We start from the raw sequence: 16116 nt of genomic DNA on the forward strand, positions 1-16116 counted from the left end.
ATGGCTTAGATCGCCATCCAGAACACGACGCCGGACAACGCAATGACCACCAGACTGGTTAAATCGCGCGCTGCAAACACGATCGGATCATCGTGCATGTTGCCGCGATGCGTAATGATCCAGATACGGCTGATCCAATACAGGAGTAGTGGGCAGGAAAGCCATATCACTTGAGGATGCCTGTAAAGAATGGTGGTGTCGTGGTCCTGGATATAAAGTGCGAGCACCAGCACGGCTACAAACCCGGAAGCTGCACCGAGCGAGGATAGCAGCGGCAGGTCGCTCGCCAGATAGCCACGCCCACGCACATTCGCACGGCCGTCCTTTTGCATCGCATAAAGTTCAGCGTAACGCTTGACGAGCGCGAGGCTCAGGAAGATGAACATGGAAAACGCCAGCAGCCAGAATGTCAGATGCACGCTGATTGCGGTCACGCCGGCAATGATACGCGTCGTGTATAGGGCCGCCAGCACGACTACGTCGACAATGACCTGCCGCTTCAGCGCCAGCGAATAGGCGAGTGTGAGCACGTAGTACCCGAGCATCACTACGCAAAAGCGCCAGGGAAGGAAAGCCCACGCGATGGCGAACGAAGCAGCGAGCAGCGCTGGAAAAAGCAAAACGCCCAATAGGAGCGGCATCGCTCCCGATGCGAGCGGACGACGGCACTTGACCGGATGATGCCGGTCATCCTCCAGATCCAGCAAGTCATTGAGCAGATACACGCTCGACGCGCACATGCCGAACGTAAGGAAGGCCACCAGCGCAAGCGCTACGAGCGGTAATGAAGCGATGTGGTGGCCGGCAAGTAGCGGGACAAAGATCAACAGGTTCTTGAGCCACTGGTGAAGGCGCAATGACTTGGCCCACACCTTCAACGGGGGAGAACGATTCTCGAATACTCGCTCCACGTTGCCGTGCTTGCGCGCTGCGCGCTCGACGCCCGTGAGAGGATTGACCACATAGGCCCGGTCCGCTGCTTGCCATACCGACATGTCGTCATGTGAGTTGCCCAGGTAGTCGAAGCCCTTCTCACCATATTCGGCGACCAGCGTATCGCGTTTGATATGCGCGGACCGGTTCAGTTTCTCGCCGGTGGCAAAGACCTTGTCGAAGATCCCAAGGTGTTCCGCGATGCGCATGGCCACGCGCTCGTGGCTTGTCGTAGCGAGTGCCAGTGTGCGGCCGGCGGCCCGCTGCCCACTCAGCCATTCAATCACCTGTTTGTCATAGGGCAGCACGGTGACATCGATATTGGCGTTTTCCTCGAGACGCGACTTCAGCGCGGACTTGCCACCGATGGTGAACCAATTGAGCGGCTGATAGAAGCGGTGAGGAGCCGATCTAAGGAATGCAAAGCCGCTCTCGACGAGGACGTCCGAGTGAAGCAGGGTGCCATCCAGATCCACGACGATAGGTTTGCTCATTCGATCGGCCAGTTGAACTAGAAGCGACCGGGCGCGAAAACCGTACAGGCGTCAGCCCCAGCACGTAAGCTAACTGCGCGTTGCCTCCGCTCCTATTTATCGTTCGATGCTCGAACCTGCCTCTATTTTGGTCGCTCTCCGGCACACGTCCCGTCAAGGGAGCAAACAAAGTTTCCGACGCAAGAAATTAAAGTTCTGTGGGGTAGCACTCAGTTGAGAAATATAAATGCAATCCTCCTTGGAGCACAGGCAGATGAAAGTGTGACAGTGAGACACCTGTCTACCATAAATGATTTGGCAGACGGATCAGTCGCATCCTATCGATACCGCTACATGCTCGTTATGTGCGTTAAGTAACATACGTGCAGGGCGGCCAAAGCGAATACTTGGGCCGACATTCGCGGACGCCTCTTTCGCGACGGCCACGGTATTGTTCAGAGGTGGTCCGCGTTCGCTGCACTGCCGTTCGATTCAAGTCCCGCAAATAGCGCGGCTGCAAAGCGCGACCGGTAGCCCCAAGGCCGGATCGGCCTTGCCTGCAATCGACCGCCTCATTTAAAAAGTGTCATCTCCGGTTTCCTCCGGTTTCCATTGACTCTTCATCGCGCGTCAGTCGTCTTGAAGCAGCCATGCGACGAGCGTCGCGGTACCGATAAATTCGGCTCATTTTCAACGTGCGACAGGAGAAGGACACCATATGGAACCTCTAACGACAGGCGCAACGTCATCCTGTCCGTCTGCCGATGCCGCGGTGCGTTCCAGCGCAATGCGTGATGGCTCGGTGACCCAGACGCTGTTCGTGCCGATCGTGATAGTGACCTTCGCAGTCGCAGTCATCCTCCGCGTGTTCCATCTCGATTATCTGTCGCTATGGAACGATGAGATTTTTTCGCGCTACTACTACGATCTGTTCGGCCCCAGGTTCCTGCTTACGACCGGGATGACGATCGAGCCGACTCCGCCGCTGTACTACTTCGTGCTGCAAGGCTGGATGAGCTTGTTCGGCCATGGCGCCGTCGCATTGCGTTCGTTGTCAGTGCTCGCTTCGCTGATCGTGCTCCCCCTCGTCTATGCGATAGCCCGTGAAGTGTCCACGCGCAACGTTGCGTTGGTTGCGGCCGCGCTGTTCGCGGTGTCGCCGATGTCGATTTTTTTCGCACAGGAAGCGCGCGTCTACACGATGACGGCCATTCCCGCTTCGCTGATGCTTCTTGGCATCGCGCGCTGTCTGCGCACCGGGCGCGCGGCCGACCTCGTGCTGTACGGAGTCGGTGCCGTGATCGCCATGTACAGTCATGCGACGCTCACGTTCATGGTGGCCTCCTGCAACATTGTCGTGATCGCGTATCTGCTGCTGACACCGTCGCGCGAACGTCGGCTCGCCTTGCGCAACTGGATCCTGAGCAACGTCGTCGTAGCTGTGCTTGCCGTGCCGCTCGCGTTTTCAATGCTTTCAAACATCAGTCATAACGCCGGGGGCCTGAACTGGATTCCGCCGATATCGATGCGTGACGTGATCGTTCACGTGACCGCGCTCGTGAGCGGGATGATTACGCCACCGCGTTTTCCCGGCGTCGAATTGACGGTGCTGTTGTTGCTCGTTCTCGGTATCGCGATCGTGATGTCGAAGATGCCGCGTCGCACGCTCGCGGTGCTCGTGGCTATTCCGCTGGTGTATTTCGCCCTCGTGGTGATGATCAGTCTGAAGCAGACCATCCTGCTGCCCCGCATTCTGTGCTGGCTCACCGTGCCGCTTTGCGCCGCACTCGCCTATGCTGTCACGGTCCCGTCGCGAGCGCGTCTCGCGACCCGCGTGATGTTGGTGTTGACGTTCGGCGTCGGCCTTTATTACCAGTTGGCCGTCGCGGACGGCGCCAAATCCGCCTATCGGCAGGTCTTCGCTGAGGCGCGCCCTGGTCTCTTGCAGGCCGATGAAGTGGTGATCACGCCTTATACGTCGCCATTCCCGCTGATGTACTACGCGCCGGGTGTCGGTCATTTTCGCAAGTGGAGTGATCCGCAGGTGGGCGGGATAGAGCCGGTGCAGATACCTGAGCGTCTGGGCATTCCGACGATTGATGTGCGGCAGGTAAGCGCTGACATCAAGTCCGGCAAGGCGGTATGGCTGGTCGCGGATTCGCCTGATGCGAAATTCCTGCCGCAATTGCTTACGATCGCGCCACCGCCGGAGCGCAGCTATGAATCGATGTGTCACGATCTGGCGCAGGGCGTGGTCCAACCGTCATCGTGCATTGTCGTGTACGGCTGGAACGTCAATCGCCATCCGGTGAAGTGAGCGCGTGAGAAGACGCTCGGCGAGTCCGGACGACCCACCATTCGCGTTCGATCTTCTGTCGAAACACCTCGGGATGGCTCTTCTCGCTGGTTTTTCGCTGTCGCCGAAAGCTGTCAAATGGGCCATACGGAGGGCACCCGATCGGGCGAGGCAACGATTGTCGAGGAGCGCATCATTCGCCCGGTACCGCATATATCTCGCGTGGCGATTCGCTGCGCCGGTCCGTGATTCCGGCGCGCGAAGATCCGGCTGCAGCGCGGCGCTTGTTCATCACGCAGCCGCGCGACGCGGCGCTAGCCGGCCGATCCGGATCTTCAGTCAGCCCTTGAAGTAACTTGCTCGGCTGCTGCTTTCCAGTCAAGGGAATTGACAGCGCCCTTTAAGGATGAATAGAACTGCGTGTCAGCGTTATCTTGACTTGCGAGACCTGTATTGACCCATGTACTTATACCGGTGCGGTCGCTTACGACCCCTTGGCTATTACCGAGCCGCACTACCGCCCATCCAACATTGACGCCATTCAAAACGGTCGCATCACCGTCGACGAAAAGCTCCAAGTGCTTTTGTTTAAGCAGCGCGCATTGAGCATCTGAAATTGGAAATCCGCCCTGTGCCGCAATTTTCTGCCTTAGGGAATCAGTAGCGGAGTTGGGAACGTTGCATGCCATTGCTGCATGAAACGGGAAACTGATCGACGCAGCAATCAGGCATCGTTTTAAAACGGATTTCATGTCATTCACTCTAAGGGTTAGAAAGCGACGCCACGGCCGCAACCTGAACCGGTTCGTATGCCGACCCCGGCAATGGCTGTCGAGTGCATATCGGCAGTCTTCAGGCAAACTTTAGTAATAGAGTCTAAAAGCGTGTGATGGAAGCAACCGCCGGACACGTCAGTGTTTCCTGGGCGCGGCAACACTTTCTTCGCTCGACACTCTCGCTTACCGTTGCGGGGGCGGCCTGCCTCTGCTGCTCGGGAATATCCGTCTGCACGGCATCGTATCGAGCAAGCTCCTGTCGAGACAGAATCCGCCAAGGAGGCGGGTTCGCGTGCGTCTAAAGACATATTGCTCGACATCGGCGGTGGGTTGCTGCTGCAATTTTCCAGTCCCGCAATGGGGAAGGAAACAACGGCTGGCAGTGGAGTGAGTTTCCATAGATATCTGCTTTCAACCTGCACGTCCAACGACCGTTTACCGCTTATGCACCGACGATTGCGGTCGTAATCTCGAATGGCTCCTGAGGGGCGTATTGGGAACGTCGAGATAGAGCTGACATGCCGGCGTTAATGGCTGGACAGCGACGACAGCTTCCAAGGAACGTCGTTCACGCTTCCGAGCCGCCACATATCGTGTGGAGCGTTGGAGAAACACGCCGCGCATGCCATGACCAAACCGAACAGACTGTGCCGGTCAGTCGGTCGAAGCGCCGAAGCAGCGGCCGCACGAACGCGCCTTGCCCAGTCGCAGGCGCCCGGCGCTCACTGTTGCCTCACCACCGCAGTCGCACCGGCAAACCCACAAACCATCGCCAGCGTACCGATCGGTTGTCAGCTGGCCAAACACCTCACCGCCCCGTAGCGCAGGTGAGCCTGGGCGGGACCGCCACACACGGCGCTGCTCACGGCAGCCACAATCACGCGTTCTGCCGCCTTCTACCGCCTCCAACTCGGCAGTCACGTGGCCGCCGCAACGGCAGCTCCAGAGCCACACATCGGCGCCGCGATATTGAAGCGCGACAAGGTAGCCGAAGGTGCGACCAGCGACATCGCGGCTAGGCGGAAAGGGCCATTCAGGCGGCAAAGGGGGACGGATACGCTGATTCACAAACGGGAAATGGGATTCGACATCCTACTCTCAAGGCATAAGTGCTGCCCGTCGCTTCGCGGGCGTGGCTCAGGAAGGCGGGGACAGGGTGGCTCCATACAATCGATGAATCGGCACCTCGTTAGACGGAGCGCGTGCGCAAGTTGGCGCCGCAGCAACATGCCGATGATAGTTCGTCGACATCCTCTTTGGTGAGTGACGCCGCTGAGACGGCGTCATGACGACTGTTTACAACGGACACGTGTCGGCCATGAAGGGACACCGGGCTAGCACAAATGAACGACCCAAGATGTAAGGTTTACGGCCATTCAGAAAGTCAGGTGACCAGGCGGATGCTCCACGCGTTGGCCCGATGTCGGAGTTTCGCTCCGGCTGAGAGCGCGGATCAAGTCGGGAGGTGGTCTGCCCTCCTGGCCCGAAATTTTTCGACGATCGGGTATAAATACGGAGAGCACCGAGCGACACAAGTACCAATTCACTTTCGCACAGGACGATGACCACTTCGACCTGTTCGCCTGAATTCCAACCGCCTGCACGAACCCCGGATTTGAAAGGTACGGCGTGACTTCATCAAGGTTGTTGAACGTGACTTGTGCCAACCGTGAAAGCTCCAGCAGCAATCGGGCATCGGTGACGCTTTCAGCAATCAATGCAAGCAGGTCGCCCAACGGAGCGACGGGTATCCGAGGGCTCCGTTCGGCGGCGGGTTACGGCAAGAGGCAACAAATCCTCCGCCAGCCTTTCCTCCATACTTGGCGTAACTCAACCGCCTCATACATGCCGCAGACAGTCTACTATTCCTCGGTTAGGCGAATTTACTGCGTACGCCATGGGTAACGAGCGGTATCCGCATCCTCGTAGTCGGGGTCCAGATAGATGAAACACCGCTGAATCTTGAAATCACGTATTTCGAAGACGTCACACCATCGTCCGGCCAACGTTTGACCGGCACTCCAGCGGACGCCGTTTGAAGTCATGCCCGAGCTGGTTCCTTCGACGACGACAACGTCTGCCTGCTGGATAACGTTCAGATAGGCGTGGTCGTGTCTAAACTCCGCAATCATCTTGCCGAGGTCCGAGAAAAGCCGCTCGTACTCCCTGCGCCCTGTTGCAAGTCCCCACTTCGGAAAATATACCTGGGCTTGGTCATCGAACAGCTCAAAAAAAGTACTCCTGGAGTCGAGGCGCCGCAGATACTCCAAAGCTATTGTTCGACGCTGCTCATCCGTCATTACCTTGCTCTCCATGGCCGCTCCTTAAAAAAACCAAAGACCAGTTTGTTTGGGCACTGTCGCTCTCTGTCACCCGACGCACGCCTGTCAAGACGCGGTCGGAAGGCAACGACGCCCTAAGGCTCAAGCAGGCGCAAGAGCCTCATCTCTTCGAAATCAAGTTCGGCTTCTATCCGATGCAGGACTGCATCGTCGATGCGACCTGCATCCTTGAGCTGCAAAAGCTCCCGACGTGAAACGCTCACCATGTCGAGTTCCAGGCGTAGTTGTCGCGCTCTGACATCAGCCTGCTCGGCTCCTTCACGATGGGCTCGTTCGTTATTGCCCACTCGAACCTTGTATTCGTCGAGGAGCCGCTCGAACGCCGTATCATCGATGCTCTCTCTGCCTGCCTTTCTCGCTGATAGCTCCTTCAACGCCGCATTGAATGTTTTCGACCTCGCCTCCAATTCAGACATCGTCTGACGCCCTACCGGACGAATTCGAATGAGACGAATCAAAAGGGAGAGCGTCCCGCCCTGAATGACCAGAGTGGAAATGATGAGCGAGAAGGCGCTGAAGATAATAAGGTCTCGCGCGGGAAATTCGTTGGGCAACGCTAGTGCGGCCACGAGGGTGACTACTCCTCGCATACCTGCCCAAGAGAGAATCAAGGCCTCCCGAAGTGACCAGACCCGAACCGGGTTGGTCTTCTTGAGCAGTTGCCCAGGCACGTACATCGTGACGCCAACCCATACCAGCCTCGCAACGAACGTAGCGACGATGGTGGGTAAGGCCATCTTCAGTCCGTCGACCAGCAACGAATCTTGCTGCTGCATGCGGACCATGATGTCTCGCAGCGCGAGCCCGATAAGGATGAATACCAAAGAGTTGAGAATGAACTCCACAGCTTCCCACGTGGCCTGCGCCTTCAGACGCATGCTCGCGCCGAAAATCCGATGTTGGCAAATCCCCAATATCAGCCCGCACGTAACAACCGAGAGCACGCCAGAGCCGTCCATTTCCTCAGCGAGGCCGTAGCTCGCCCACGCCATGATGAACGTCACGGTGATGGCGATTGCGACGTCTTCTATTCTGGCTATCAACCAGGTCATCAGCGTGCCACTGAGCGCACCGACTGCAATTCCGATGGCAGTCAGCGATATAAAAAGATTGCCGCCCCTGGCCAGCGTGATATTGGCCGTGGACGCGGACAGAATGGCAATCTGGTACAGCAACAAACCGGACGCGTCGTTGACGAGGCTTTCCCCCTCGAGCGTCGTGACCAACCTGCCTGGCAGCGGATTTCGCTGGAGTATGGCTTTCGCCGCGACTGCATCAGGCGGAGACACGATGGCGCCCAAAGCAAAGCATGCGCTCCACGGCAGAGATGGATTGACCGCGTGCACAACGGCTGCGACGACGACGGTCGTAAAAAGCACGGCCCCCAGTGCCAGCGAAATGATTGGGCCAACTTCCCGGCGAAAGTCATCCCATGCGGTATAGAACGCGCTGGACATCAGAAGCGGCGGAAGGACTGCTGCTAGTACGAGTCTGGGGTCAATCTCAAGCGAGGGCGCTCCAACGAGGGCGGCGCAACATCCGCCGACGAGGAGCACGAACGCCCGAGGAAATGCCACACGGTCAGCAACCCATGTCAGCACGCAAGCACCCGCCATCAGCATGAGCAGGTAATGGAAAAACCGGACGTTATCCATGGGGAATTGTGAGCGAACGGGGGTAGCCTGGACAGGCATCATGAAGGATTGTTTTCTTCCGGAAGATGCGAAGCCCAAGCCTCGCCCGCGCGACGCTACCAGCCATACTTCAGCTCCAGCCCAACATAGTCGGCGTTGCTCCCGCCCAGTTCGCGGACAGAATCTCCGACCTGGAAATGAACGGCCTCAACGGAGGCAATCAGGTTGGTCGCCACGGTCCAGTCAGCACGTATTTGTGCGTAGGCGCCGGTCCATCGCGTGCCGTGGCCAGCAGTACCCGGGACGACAGCACTTCCCTGCTGATAAATGGCGTCGTTCGTGCTCATCCGCCATTGGAATCCAACGGCGAATAACAAGGCCAGCTTGCTGGACGGCTTGAGGGTAATCGAGGGTTTCACATGGATGAGGTTGGCATACCCCGTGTAGCCCGCCAACGTGAAGTAATAACCGTTCGGGAAAAGCGGATTGAAGGTCTCGACGCGGCCGTCGTTCAAATGGCGGTCACCGGATGCCGCATCGACCTGCAAACCGAAGCGCGGCTTCCAGGGAGAATCGAGCGTGTAGCCGAGCAGCGAGCCAACCGCCCATGCAGCAATCGTCTTGTCGCCGACGTGGCCCGTTTGGTACATCGACTCCACGTCCCAATCCGTGGCAGCGATTTTCCCCGTATATCGCAGGTCAAACACGTTGCGATGCTCATCGCCTTGCGCATCAAGGAACCGCGCATCGTCACGGGTGTAAAGCGAATAATATCCAGATAGGTCTCCAGGCCCAACGCCCTGCCGTTCGAAACGCACGCCGCTAAAGGTCAAATGGCTATTCGACGTGTCGTCGAATGCCGAGACGTCGCGGTACTGAACAGGCTGGGTCAGGTAACCGATGAAGCGCCATTTCTGATACTCGTAGTCGGCCCAGATAGCGTCGTACGCCTGGCGTACGTTCGGACCGTCGCGAACGGAAATGAACCGTTGAAGGTCGAATGCCATTTCCTGGCGGCCGACGCGGAATTTCACCGTTCCGGGCCCAAGCGGACTGACCCACGCAACAAATGCCTGTTCCAGATCCAGCGGATTCTTGTCAACAGGCGTCACCATATCCTTGCCGAACGGCCTGGCATCTTCGAGTTGCGCAAAGAACTGAAGGTACGGGCCAATACGCGCGTCGGCACTGACCTGCGCGCGCTGGATCACGTAGGTATCCGAATGTCCCGAGCCGATGCCGAATAGAGGCGCATCGTTGACCTCGAGGCGCTCGCGCAGATTGGCCCCGAGCGACAGATACGAATATGGGTCACCTCCGAGCGGGATATATTTCAGGCTATCGAGTGGCTCGCGCGGTACACAGGGATTCTTGAGAACGGACCAATCTTCTTGCCAGCGATTGAACATGACGACCGGCCGCTTGGCGTCACACCTTTCAGTTGGCGTGACGGTCTGCTGAGAGGGTTGCCCCTCGCTCTCCGCCCGTGTGTCTTCGCCGAACCCGAGCGCAAGCCCAGCAACGGCAAGCCCGATACATGCCGCGAGTTTCATCCCACCGGGCCTCCCGCCCTGTCGAATATTGTTCTTCCGGCCTCAGCGGAATGGAATCCTCCGCCACCGAATACCCCATTCCATCAAGGCACCGTCGATGCCCCTCGTCCCTGTGGCGCGACCATCGAGTGCGCGCGCAGGCGAAGGTATCAAGAGGCAAGCTTACCTACCGCGTTCCGGTGCATCCATGCTTGAATTGCCAGCCAGGCGAGCCCGATTACCGGCAACAGTAGAGCTCTGAAGCCAAAGTTTCTGTAAGCGAGAGCTCCTGCGACAGCGCCGAGCCCGAACGCTACGATTGCCGGAAGCATTTTGGCGACACGCGTTCGTGCCGCAACCTTGGCGTCCGCCGCAACGCGTGGCGAACACAGGTCAAGCGCGTCGAGAATGACCTGCGTCACATTACCGGTCATGACGGTGTTCGGCACGCCAGCCCGGGCAACAAGACGGCCGTGGGCGTTCTGGACACCCATCGCAGTCGCGCCAAACATCCCACACACGACCACTGCCCAATTTTCAGGGTTGAATCTGGGTCCGAGATTGACACCTGCAAAACAGAACGCCAGAAGCAAAAGCGCCTGCACGACGTAGAGCATGCAAGCGCCGCGCATCGGAGTCCCGGGATTACGGCCTCGGATGATGAAGCTGCTCAACGCAACGCCCAGGATGAAGGCAGGAAACGCCATCAGCTTCAGGAAGACGCCCTGCCCATATCCCGCGATGCCACCACCAATGAGCACGAAGTTCCCCGTCACGTGTGCTGTGAACAGCCCGAACAGTGAGACAAAGCTGAGCGTGTCGACATAACCAGCGGTTGCCGAGAGCAAATTGTCGTCATTCATTGCGCACTCTGTGGAGGAGCGTTAGCGAGGATTGGCCTCTCAAATATCGGCGCTCTATCTTTGTCGTGACGCTGTCCTACTTCGCAGTTGCGTGAATTTCCGCGATGTATCCTCCAGGGAACTGGACGATTGCAGATTCTCTATGTTCCGCCTTGAAAGGCTGCACGAGAACCGAAACACCAGCGGCCTGCGCCTTTTTCATGGTGTCATCGAAATCCTTCACTTCATACCCGGTCATCTCGTGCCCGTAGGGGTACGGCAGATGGCCGTCAGTCACGAAGACGGTCATGTTCCCGAAGCCCGACGTCAGCCGAACGCGCCGGAAGGTGTCGTTCGGCCGCCCGATTTCGACACCCGGCGCGCGGCGGTTATCGGAGAGGACCTTCCCGTTCGAGAACGCGACCCAGTTCTTGATGAGTGCATCAGCGCGTCCCGACGAAACGTACACCCTGTTCTCGGGAACGGTTTCGAGCGGCCCGTAGTTCGGAGCCTGTGTGTGCCAGTAGAGCTGCATGTGCACGCCGCCCGGCCACGAGATGACTGCATCGCGCCCAATTGGGTCCGGGAACGTATCGACCACGACATCGGCGCCGTGAGCCTTCGCCGACTTCATCGCACCGTCCATGTCCGTGACGAGGTAGCCGGTACGCTCGTCACCAAAAGGGTACGGAATCGGCGTCTTGAAGCCGAACACCGAAATAGTGCCTACCGGCGTGAACACCAGTTGAGACATCGTCTGGCTAGGCGCCGGCGTCACCTGAAAGACGCCCTGCTGCGATTTTTGGCCGCCGAACGTGGCGACGAAGCTGTCCGTGAACTTGTCGAAGTCCTCCGGTGCCACGTACACGTGCGTGGTGTCATATTGTGTCCCAACAGAGAAGGACGCCGACTGCGGAGTGCCGAGGTTTGCCTTTGCGAAAGAAATCGACGGGGCAGTCGCAACGAGGCTGAAAGCAAGGGCAACGGCGACACCGTGAGATTGAACGTTACGCATGATAGTGAGTTTCCTGTTCTGTTTTTCTAGACGCGAGAGCGTCGCTCACCGCTGGCCAGATAGGTGACCATTACGAAGGCGGCAATCAGCCCGAGGTGCTCGAAGAAGCTGTTCAACGCCATGAAGCGCGCCACACCTTCCAGACGCCAGAAGTTGTTCGCCGCCAGCATCGCCACCACCGTCAACGCAGCCAGCCCTCCCGCTCCGAGCCACGTGAACCTGTTGAAGACAACGCACAGGGAGCCGGCTATTTCCACGAGAATTGCCAAGGCGGCCCAGAGCCATCCCGGGTGGAGGCCGACGTGCACCTGCTCAGCGACCGCGGCCTCGAAATGCATCAGCTTGGTGACGCCGCCAATGAGGTACGCAGAGACGAGACAGATGCGGACCAGTGGCATTACCCACGGTTGGCGCAGTAGCGTCGCGACCCAGGATGGACTGTCCACCACCGGCCCCACTCTAGACCGCCCAGCACGCGCATCCCAGCGCTCCCCAAAAGCCCTTGTAGTCAGATGTCGGCGCATTGCCGAGCCAGGCGCGTCCATGGTCGTGTCCGTGTACGCCACAAGCGCGCGCGCAGTCACATGCGGTGGACGCAACCTGCTGCAGTGGAGCACCGGACGCGTCGCCCTGCTTCCAGGCGGCAAACCCGCCATACTTTCGCACCGGTGACCAGTCAGGCATCGCCGGAGGAGGTGGACTATCGTCCAGCGAGGCAAACTCGCCAGTCGCATACACTACCTTGCCGCCCACGACCGTAAGCAAAGACGACGTGCCAGCGATGTCGTCCTCGGCGCAGGCCAAGAAGTCGCGGTCAGGGACGATCAGGTCCGCGAGCTGACCCACTGCAATTTGCCCTTTCTTGCCGACTTCATTCGAGAACCAGGTGACGTTCTCGGTCCACATGCGCAGAGCCGTCTCACGGTCCAGACAGTTGCGCTGGGGATAAATGCGCAGGCCGCCGACCGTCTTGCCGGTCACCAGCCAGGAGAGGGAGACCCAGGGGTTGTAGGACGCAACTCGAGTTGCGTCGGTCCCCGCTGACGTATGAATCCCTTTCTCGAGCATTCGCGCAACAGGTGGCGTTCCCTCAGCTACCTTCTCACCGTATCGCTCAACAAAATACTCGCCCTGGTACGCCATTCGATGCTGGACCGCAATGCCCCCACCGAGAGCAGCGATGCGGTCCATCGACTTTTCTGTAATCGTTTCCGCATGGTCGAAGAACCAGTTCAGCCCGGCAAGGGGTGTATCGCGGTTTACCTTTTCGAACACATCGAGCGCACGATTGATGGTCTCGTCGTACGTCGCATGCATGCGCCACGGCCAGCGATTCTCCACGAGCACGCGAATGACCCCTTCGAGGTCGCCCTCCATTTCCGGAGGCATGTCCGGGCGCGCCACCCTGAAGTCCTCGAAGTCTGCCGCAGAGAACGCGAGCATCTCGCCTGCGCCGTTGTGCCGGAAGTAGTCGCTCCCGTCCTTATACTTCGAGGTCTTCGTCCAGTTGAGGAAGTCTTCCTTCTCACCCTTGGGTTTTTGAGTGAACAGGTTGTAGGCCAGCCTGATGGTCAGCAGTCCCTCAGCCTCAAGCTTCTGGATGACCTCGTAGTCCTCCGGGAAGTTCTGGAAACCGCCACCAGCATCAATGGCTCCGGTGACGCCCAATCTATTAAGCTCGCGCATGAAATGCCGCGTCGAGTTCAGCTGATATTCGGGAGGAAGCTTGGGGCCCTTCGCCAACGTCGCATAGAGGATGGCCGCGTTGGGCTTCGCCAGAAGCAACCCTGTCGGATTGCCCGCGCTATCGCGCACAATCTCGCCCCCGGGAGGTTCAGGAGTGTCCTTCGTGTAGCCGACCACCCGCAGCGCCGCAGCGTTCAGCAGCGCGCGGTCGTAGAGGTGCAGCATGAAAACCGGCGTGTCTGGTGCTGCAGCGTTCAGCTCCTCAATGGTCGGCAAGCGACGTTCGTCGAACTGGTGCTCCGTGAATCCACCGACGACACGTACCCACTGAGGCGGCGGCGTGATAGCAACCTGCGCCTTGAGCATCTCCATGGCGGTTGCCAGTGAGCGCACACCATCCCACCGCAGTTCCATGTTGAAGTTCAGGCCGCCACGGATGATGTGGAGATGGTTGTCGATTAACCCCGGAAGAGCGGAGCGTCCCTTCAGATCGACCGTGCGCGTGCTATCGGACTTGAGCTGACTTATCTCGCTGTCGCCGCCGACGGCAATGAATTTTCCGTCCCTCGTAGCAACCGCAGTGGCAGCTGGCTTCGATTTATCTAGTGTCGTAAACCGGCCATTAAAAAGAATCAGGTCCGGCGCGTCCTGATGAGAGGTCATGAACGCTTCTCCTCAGACGTTACCCCTGCCATGGGCCGAGGACTTCCGGAGTTCCGGCCAGGCAAAGACCCAAACAGGTGTTGGTCGCAATGCTCCTCCTTCCAGGCCAAACGAAAGTTGGCACCGGAAAGCATCTTTTTTGCAACCGGGAAAATTTGCTCGCCCGCGAGTATGCCTAGAAGCCCCACCAGGGCGACGACAGGAGGGGCTGGTGACGTCACGCCAATCAAGCTATAGACCACGCCTACCAGGATTCCAGCCAGCAGCGAAAGCACATAAGCTTTCATCGACCAACCCCCTCTGGTACACCGCAAGCAACCACTCGCGACGACAATGACCAAGCCGGAAAATAAGTACCTGCACTGATGCGACGACTGATGAGCCGGCGTCAGAGGACGCCCGCCCGGATGGCGCACGGAATCCTCCGAGAGGTACACACACCGACCGAAAAATGTAAGCAGAACCCGGCGACCTGCGGACCGCAACTCCTTCGGTATCCTATCAGCTTAGGACTTTCAATCTCCAAAGAAAAGCGTCTTGTTAGCGTCGACCTCATACAAAAAACCCTGGTATCGCTATTGACAACTTCACATCCGGGCAATGTGGACTATGCTAATTTTGGACCACGAGACGCCATTGTTCATGTCCTGTTTTTTCATCGAGAAACACGTCGTTAATGGAGTCGTTAGAGCAACGCGAGAGCTCGCCTGGCGCTCAAGTCTCGCGCGACGGTTTGTCGAAACCTCATACGGAGAGAGGACATCATGAGCCAAGAGAAACTGGAGGTACTTACTCCCACCAACAGCCAGGTCATTTTCATCGACCAGCAGCCTCAGATGGCTTTTGGCGTCCAGTCAATCGACCGGCAAGTACTGAAAAACAACGTCGTCGGACTGGCGAAGGCGGCGAAAGCTTTCAACATCCCGACGACTATAACGACGGTCGAAAGCGAAAGCTTCTCCGGCTTCACGTACCCGGAACTGCTCGACGTGTTCCCCGACCAGCCCACTCTCGAGCGAACCTCGATGAACTCGTGGGACGACCAGAAGGTCCGCGACGCGCTCAAGAAGAACGGTCGGAACAAGGTCGTCGTGTCCGGCCTGTGGACGGAGGTCTGCAACACGACGTTCGCGCTCTGCGCGATGCTAGAAGGCGGCTACGAAATCTACATGGTCGCCGATGCATCTGGCGGCACGTCGAAAGACGCTCACGACTTCGCAATGCAGCGAATGGTTCAGGCCGGCGCCGTCCCGGTCACGTGGCAACAGGTCCTGCTGGAGTGGCAGCGCGACTGGGCGCGCAAAGAAACATATGACGCGGTGATGGAAATCGTGAAGGAGCATTCGGGTGCATACGGAATGGGCGTCGACTACGCCTACACGAGGGTGCATAACGCCCCCCAGCGCACCGAGACAAAGCACGAATCTCTTGCTCCAGTCCCGGCGAAGACCTGACGTAACTACGCACGCTGAGCAGTTGAGATGCGAGGCTCGTCTCCAGAATAATCATTCTGGTGCGGGCCTTTAGCCCAATGTCAAAATCATCAAGCACGCTGATACGCGAGTCCGAGGAATTTTCTACCGATGAAGCCTTATATTCTCTCGCTCCTTGGCGGCATTCTCGCCGGGGCGATATACAGCCTAATTCGTGTTCGCTCGCCGGCACCGCCCATGGTTGCTCTAGTGGGATTGCTGGGGATAGTTATCGGGACTCAAATCATTCCGACGGGACGCCAGCTTCTGGCGAGCAATACGCTTCCGTTTCCAAAAACGGAGGCGGTGCAGACGCACACTCCGCGCCCGCTCCAATCGAACAACACCAAACTGATTTCGCGAGCACCGACCAACGTCTCACCGAATTGAATCCCGCCAGGCTGCCTCGGCGATGTTGCCGGGCCCCGTGTCCCTCACGAATGTCTCGACGC

The 16116-nt window shown here is 58.4% G+C and carries 13 protein-coding genes; 3 read left to right on the forward strand and 10 right to left on the reverse strand.

Going from position 1 to position 16116, the window contains the following annotated elements:
- Positions 1 to 5: 5 nt before the first annotated feature.
- Positions 6 to 1427 carry a UbiA family prenyltransferase gene (locus tag HF916_RS31215; protein ID WP_168792734.1) on the reverse strand — a complete coding sequence of 474 codons (1422 nt, stop codon included), beginning with the start codon at positions 1425 to 1427 and terminating at the stop codon, positions 6 to 8.
- 697 nt (positions 1428 to 2124) lie between these two features.
- On the opposite strand from HF916_RS31215, the gene HF916_RS31220 reads away from it, so the two are divergent.
- Positions 2125 to 3723, forward strand: a complete 1599-nt coding sequence (locus tag HF916_RS31220) for a glycosyltransferase family 39 protein (RefSeq protein ID WP_168792735.1) — start codon at positions 2125 to 2127, stop codon at positions 3721 to 3723.
- A gap of 314 nt (positions 3724 to 4037) precedes the next feature.
- Here HF916_RS31220 and HF916_RS31225 read toward each other — a convergent pair whose 3' ends face one another.
- From HF916_RS31225 to HF916_RS31270, 9 genes are all read right to left on the reverse strand, one after another.
- Positions 4038 to 4454, reverse strand: a complete 417-nt coding sequence (locus tag HF916_RS31225; RefSeq protein ID WP_168792736.1) for a hypothetical protein — start codon at positions 4452 to 4454, stop codon at positions 4038 to 4040.
- A 1907-nt stretch (positions 4455 to 6361) separates the two neighbouring features.
- On the reverse strand, positions 6362 to 6793 hold the full coding sequence (locus tag HF916_RS31235; RefSeq protein WP_168792738.1) for a nuclear transport factor 2 family protein: 432 nt from the start codon (positions 6791 to 6793) through the stop codon (positions 6362 to 6364).
- Positions 6794 to 6894: 101 nt separating this feature from the next.
- Complete coding sequence (locus HF916_RS31240) at positions 6895 to 8475, reverse strand: cation:proton antiporter (protein ID WP_168792739.1); 1581 nt, start codon at positions 8473 to 8475, stop codon at positions 6895 to 6897.
- Positions 8476 to 8570: 95 nt separating this feature from the next.
- The gene (locus HF916_RS31245; protein ID WP_168792740.1) at positions 8571 to 10007 is read right to left on the reverse strand and encodes an alginate export family protein; all 1437 of its coding nucleotides are present in this window, start codon (positions 10005 to 10007) and stop codon (positions 8571 to 8573) included.
- A gap of 149 nt (positions 10008 to 10156) precedes the next feature.
- Positions 10157 to 10849 carry a YoaK family protein gene (locus HF916_RS31250; protein WP_168792741.1) on the reverse strand — a complete coding sequence of 231 codons (693 nt, stop codon included), beginning with the start codon at positions 10847 to 10849 and terminating at the stop codon, positions 10157 to 10159.
- Between the two features lie 76 nt (positions 10850 to 10925).
- Positions 10926 to 11843: a glyoxalase gene (locus HF916_RS31255; protein ID WP_168792742.1), complete on the reverse strand. Its 918-nt coding sequence runs from the start codon at positions 11841 to 11843 to the stop codon at positions 10926 to 10928.
- Between the two features lie 26 nt (positions 11844 to 11869).
- On the reverse strand, positions 11870 to 12241 hold the full coding sequence (locus HF916_RS31260; RefSeq protein WP_240975767.1) for a DoxX family protein: 372 nt from the start codon (positions 12239 to 12241) through the stop codon (positions 11870 to 11872).
- Between the two features lie 61 nt (positions 12242 to 12302).
- Positions 12303 to 14192, reverse strand: a complete 1890-nt coding sequence (locus tag HF916_RS31265; RefSeq protein WP_168792743.1) for an amidohydrolase — start codon at positions 14190 to 14192, stop codon at positions 12303 to 12305.
- The gene (locus HF916_RS31270; RefSeq protein WP_168792744.1) at positions 14189 to 14479 is read right to left on the reverse strand and encodes a XapX domain-containing protein; all 291 of its coding nucleotides are present in this window, start codon (positions 14477 to 14479) and stop codon (positions 14189 to 14191) included. The genes HF916_RS31265 and HF916_RS31270 overlap by 4 nt, the downstream gene beginning before the upstream one ends.
- A 477-nt stretch (positions 14480 to 14956) precedes the next feature.
- Between HF916_RS31270 and HF916_RS31275 the strand changes: the two genes are divergently transcribed.
- The gene (locus HF916_RS31275) at positions 14957 to 15646 is read left to right on the forward strand and encodes a hydrolase (RefSeq protein ID WP_121109329.1); all 690 of its coding nucleotides are present in this window, start codon (positions 14957 to 14959) and stop codon (positions 15644 to 15646) included.
- A 129-nt stretch (positions 15647 to 15775) separates the two neighbouring features.
- Positions 15776 to 16054: a DUF1427 family protein gene (locus HF916_RS31280; RefSeq protein ID WP_168792745.1), complete on the forward strand. Its 279-nt coding sequence runs from the start codon at positions 15776 to 15778 to the stop codon at positions 16052 to 16054.
- The last annotated feature ends 62 nt before the right edge of the window (positions 16055 to 16116 follow it).

The sequence above is a fragment of the Paraburkholderia aromaticivorans genome (genome assembly GCF_012689525.1).
Taxonomy (GTDB): Bacteria; Pseudomonadota; Gammaproteobacteria; order Burkholderiales; family Burkholderiaceae; genus Paraburkholderia; species Paraburkholderia aromaticivorans_A.

Excerpts from the sequence above, each read along its gene's own strand:
- HF916_RS31215 (WP_168792734.1), bottom strand. The coding sequence starts at position 1,427 with ATGAGCAAACCTATCGTCGTGGATCTGGATGGCACCCTGCTTCACTCG.
- HF916_RS31220 (WP_168792735.1), top strand. The coding sequence starts at position 2,125 with ATGGAACCTCTAACGACAGGCGCAACGTCATCCTGTCCGTCTGCCGAT.
- HF916_RS31225 (WP_168792736.1), bottom strand. The coding sequence starts at position 4,454 with ATGAAATCCGTTTTAAAACGATGCCTGATTGCTGCGTCGATCAGTTTC.
- HF916_RS31235 (WP_168792738.1), bottom strand. The coding sequence starts at position 6,793 with ATGGAGAGCAAGGTAATGACGGATGAGCAGCGTCGAACAATAGCTTTG.
- HF916_RS31240 (WP_168792739.1), bottom strand. The coding sequence starts at position 8,475 with ATGGATAACGTCCGGTTTTTCCATTACCTGCTCATGCTGATGGCGGGT.
- HF916_RS31245 (WP_168792740.1), bottom strand. The coding sequence starts at position 10,007 with ATGAAACTCGCGGCATGTATCGGGCTTGCCGTTGCTGGGCTTGCGCTC.
- HF916_RS31250 (WP_168792741.1), bottom strand. The coding sequence starts at position 10,849 with ATGAATGACGACAATTTGCTCTCGGCAACCGCTGGTTATGTCGACACG.
- HF916_RS31255 (WP_168792742.1), bottom strand. The coding sequence starts at position 11,843 with ATGCGTAACGTTCAATCTCACGGTGTCGCCGTTGCCCTTGCTTTCAGC.
- HF916_RS31260 (WP_240975767.1), bottom strand. The coding sequence starts at position 12,241 with ATGCCACTGGTCCGCATCTGTCTCGTCTCTGCGTACCTCATTGGCGGC.
- HF916_RS31265 (WP_168792743.1), bottom strand. The coding sequence starts at position 14,192 with ATGACCTCTCATCAGGACGCGCCGGACCTGATTCTTTTTAATGGCCGG.
- HF916_RS31270 (WP_168792744.1), bottom strand. The coding sequence starts at position 14,479 with ATGAAAGCTTATGTGCTTTCGCTGCTGGCTGGAATCCTGGTAGGCGTG.
- HF916_RS31275 (WP_121109329.1), top strand. The coding sequence starts at position 14,957 with ATGAGCCAAGAGAAACTGGAGGTACTTACTCCCACCAACAGCCAGGTC.
- HF916_RS31280 (WP_168792745.1), top strand. The coding sequence starts at position 15,776 with ATGAAGCCTTATATTCTCTCGCTCCTTGGCGGCATTCTCGCCGGGGCG.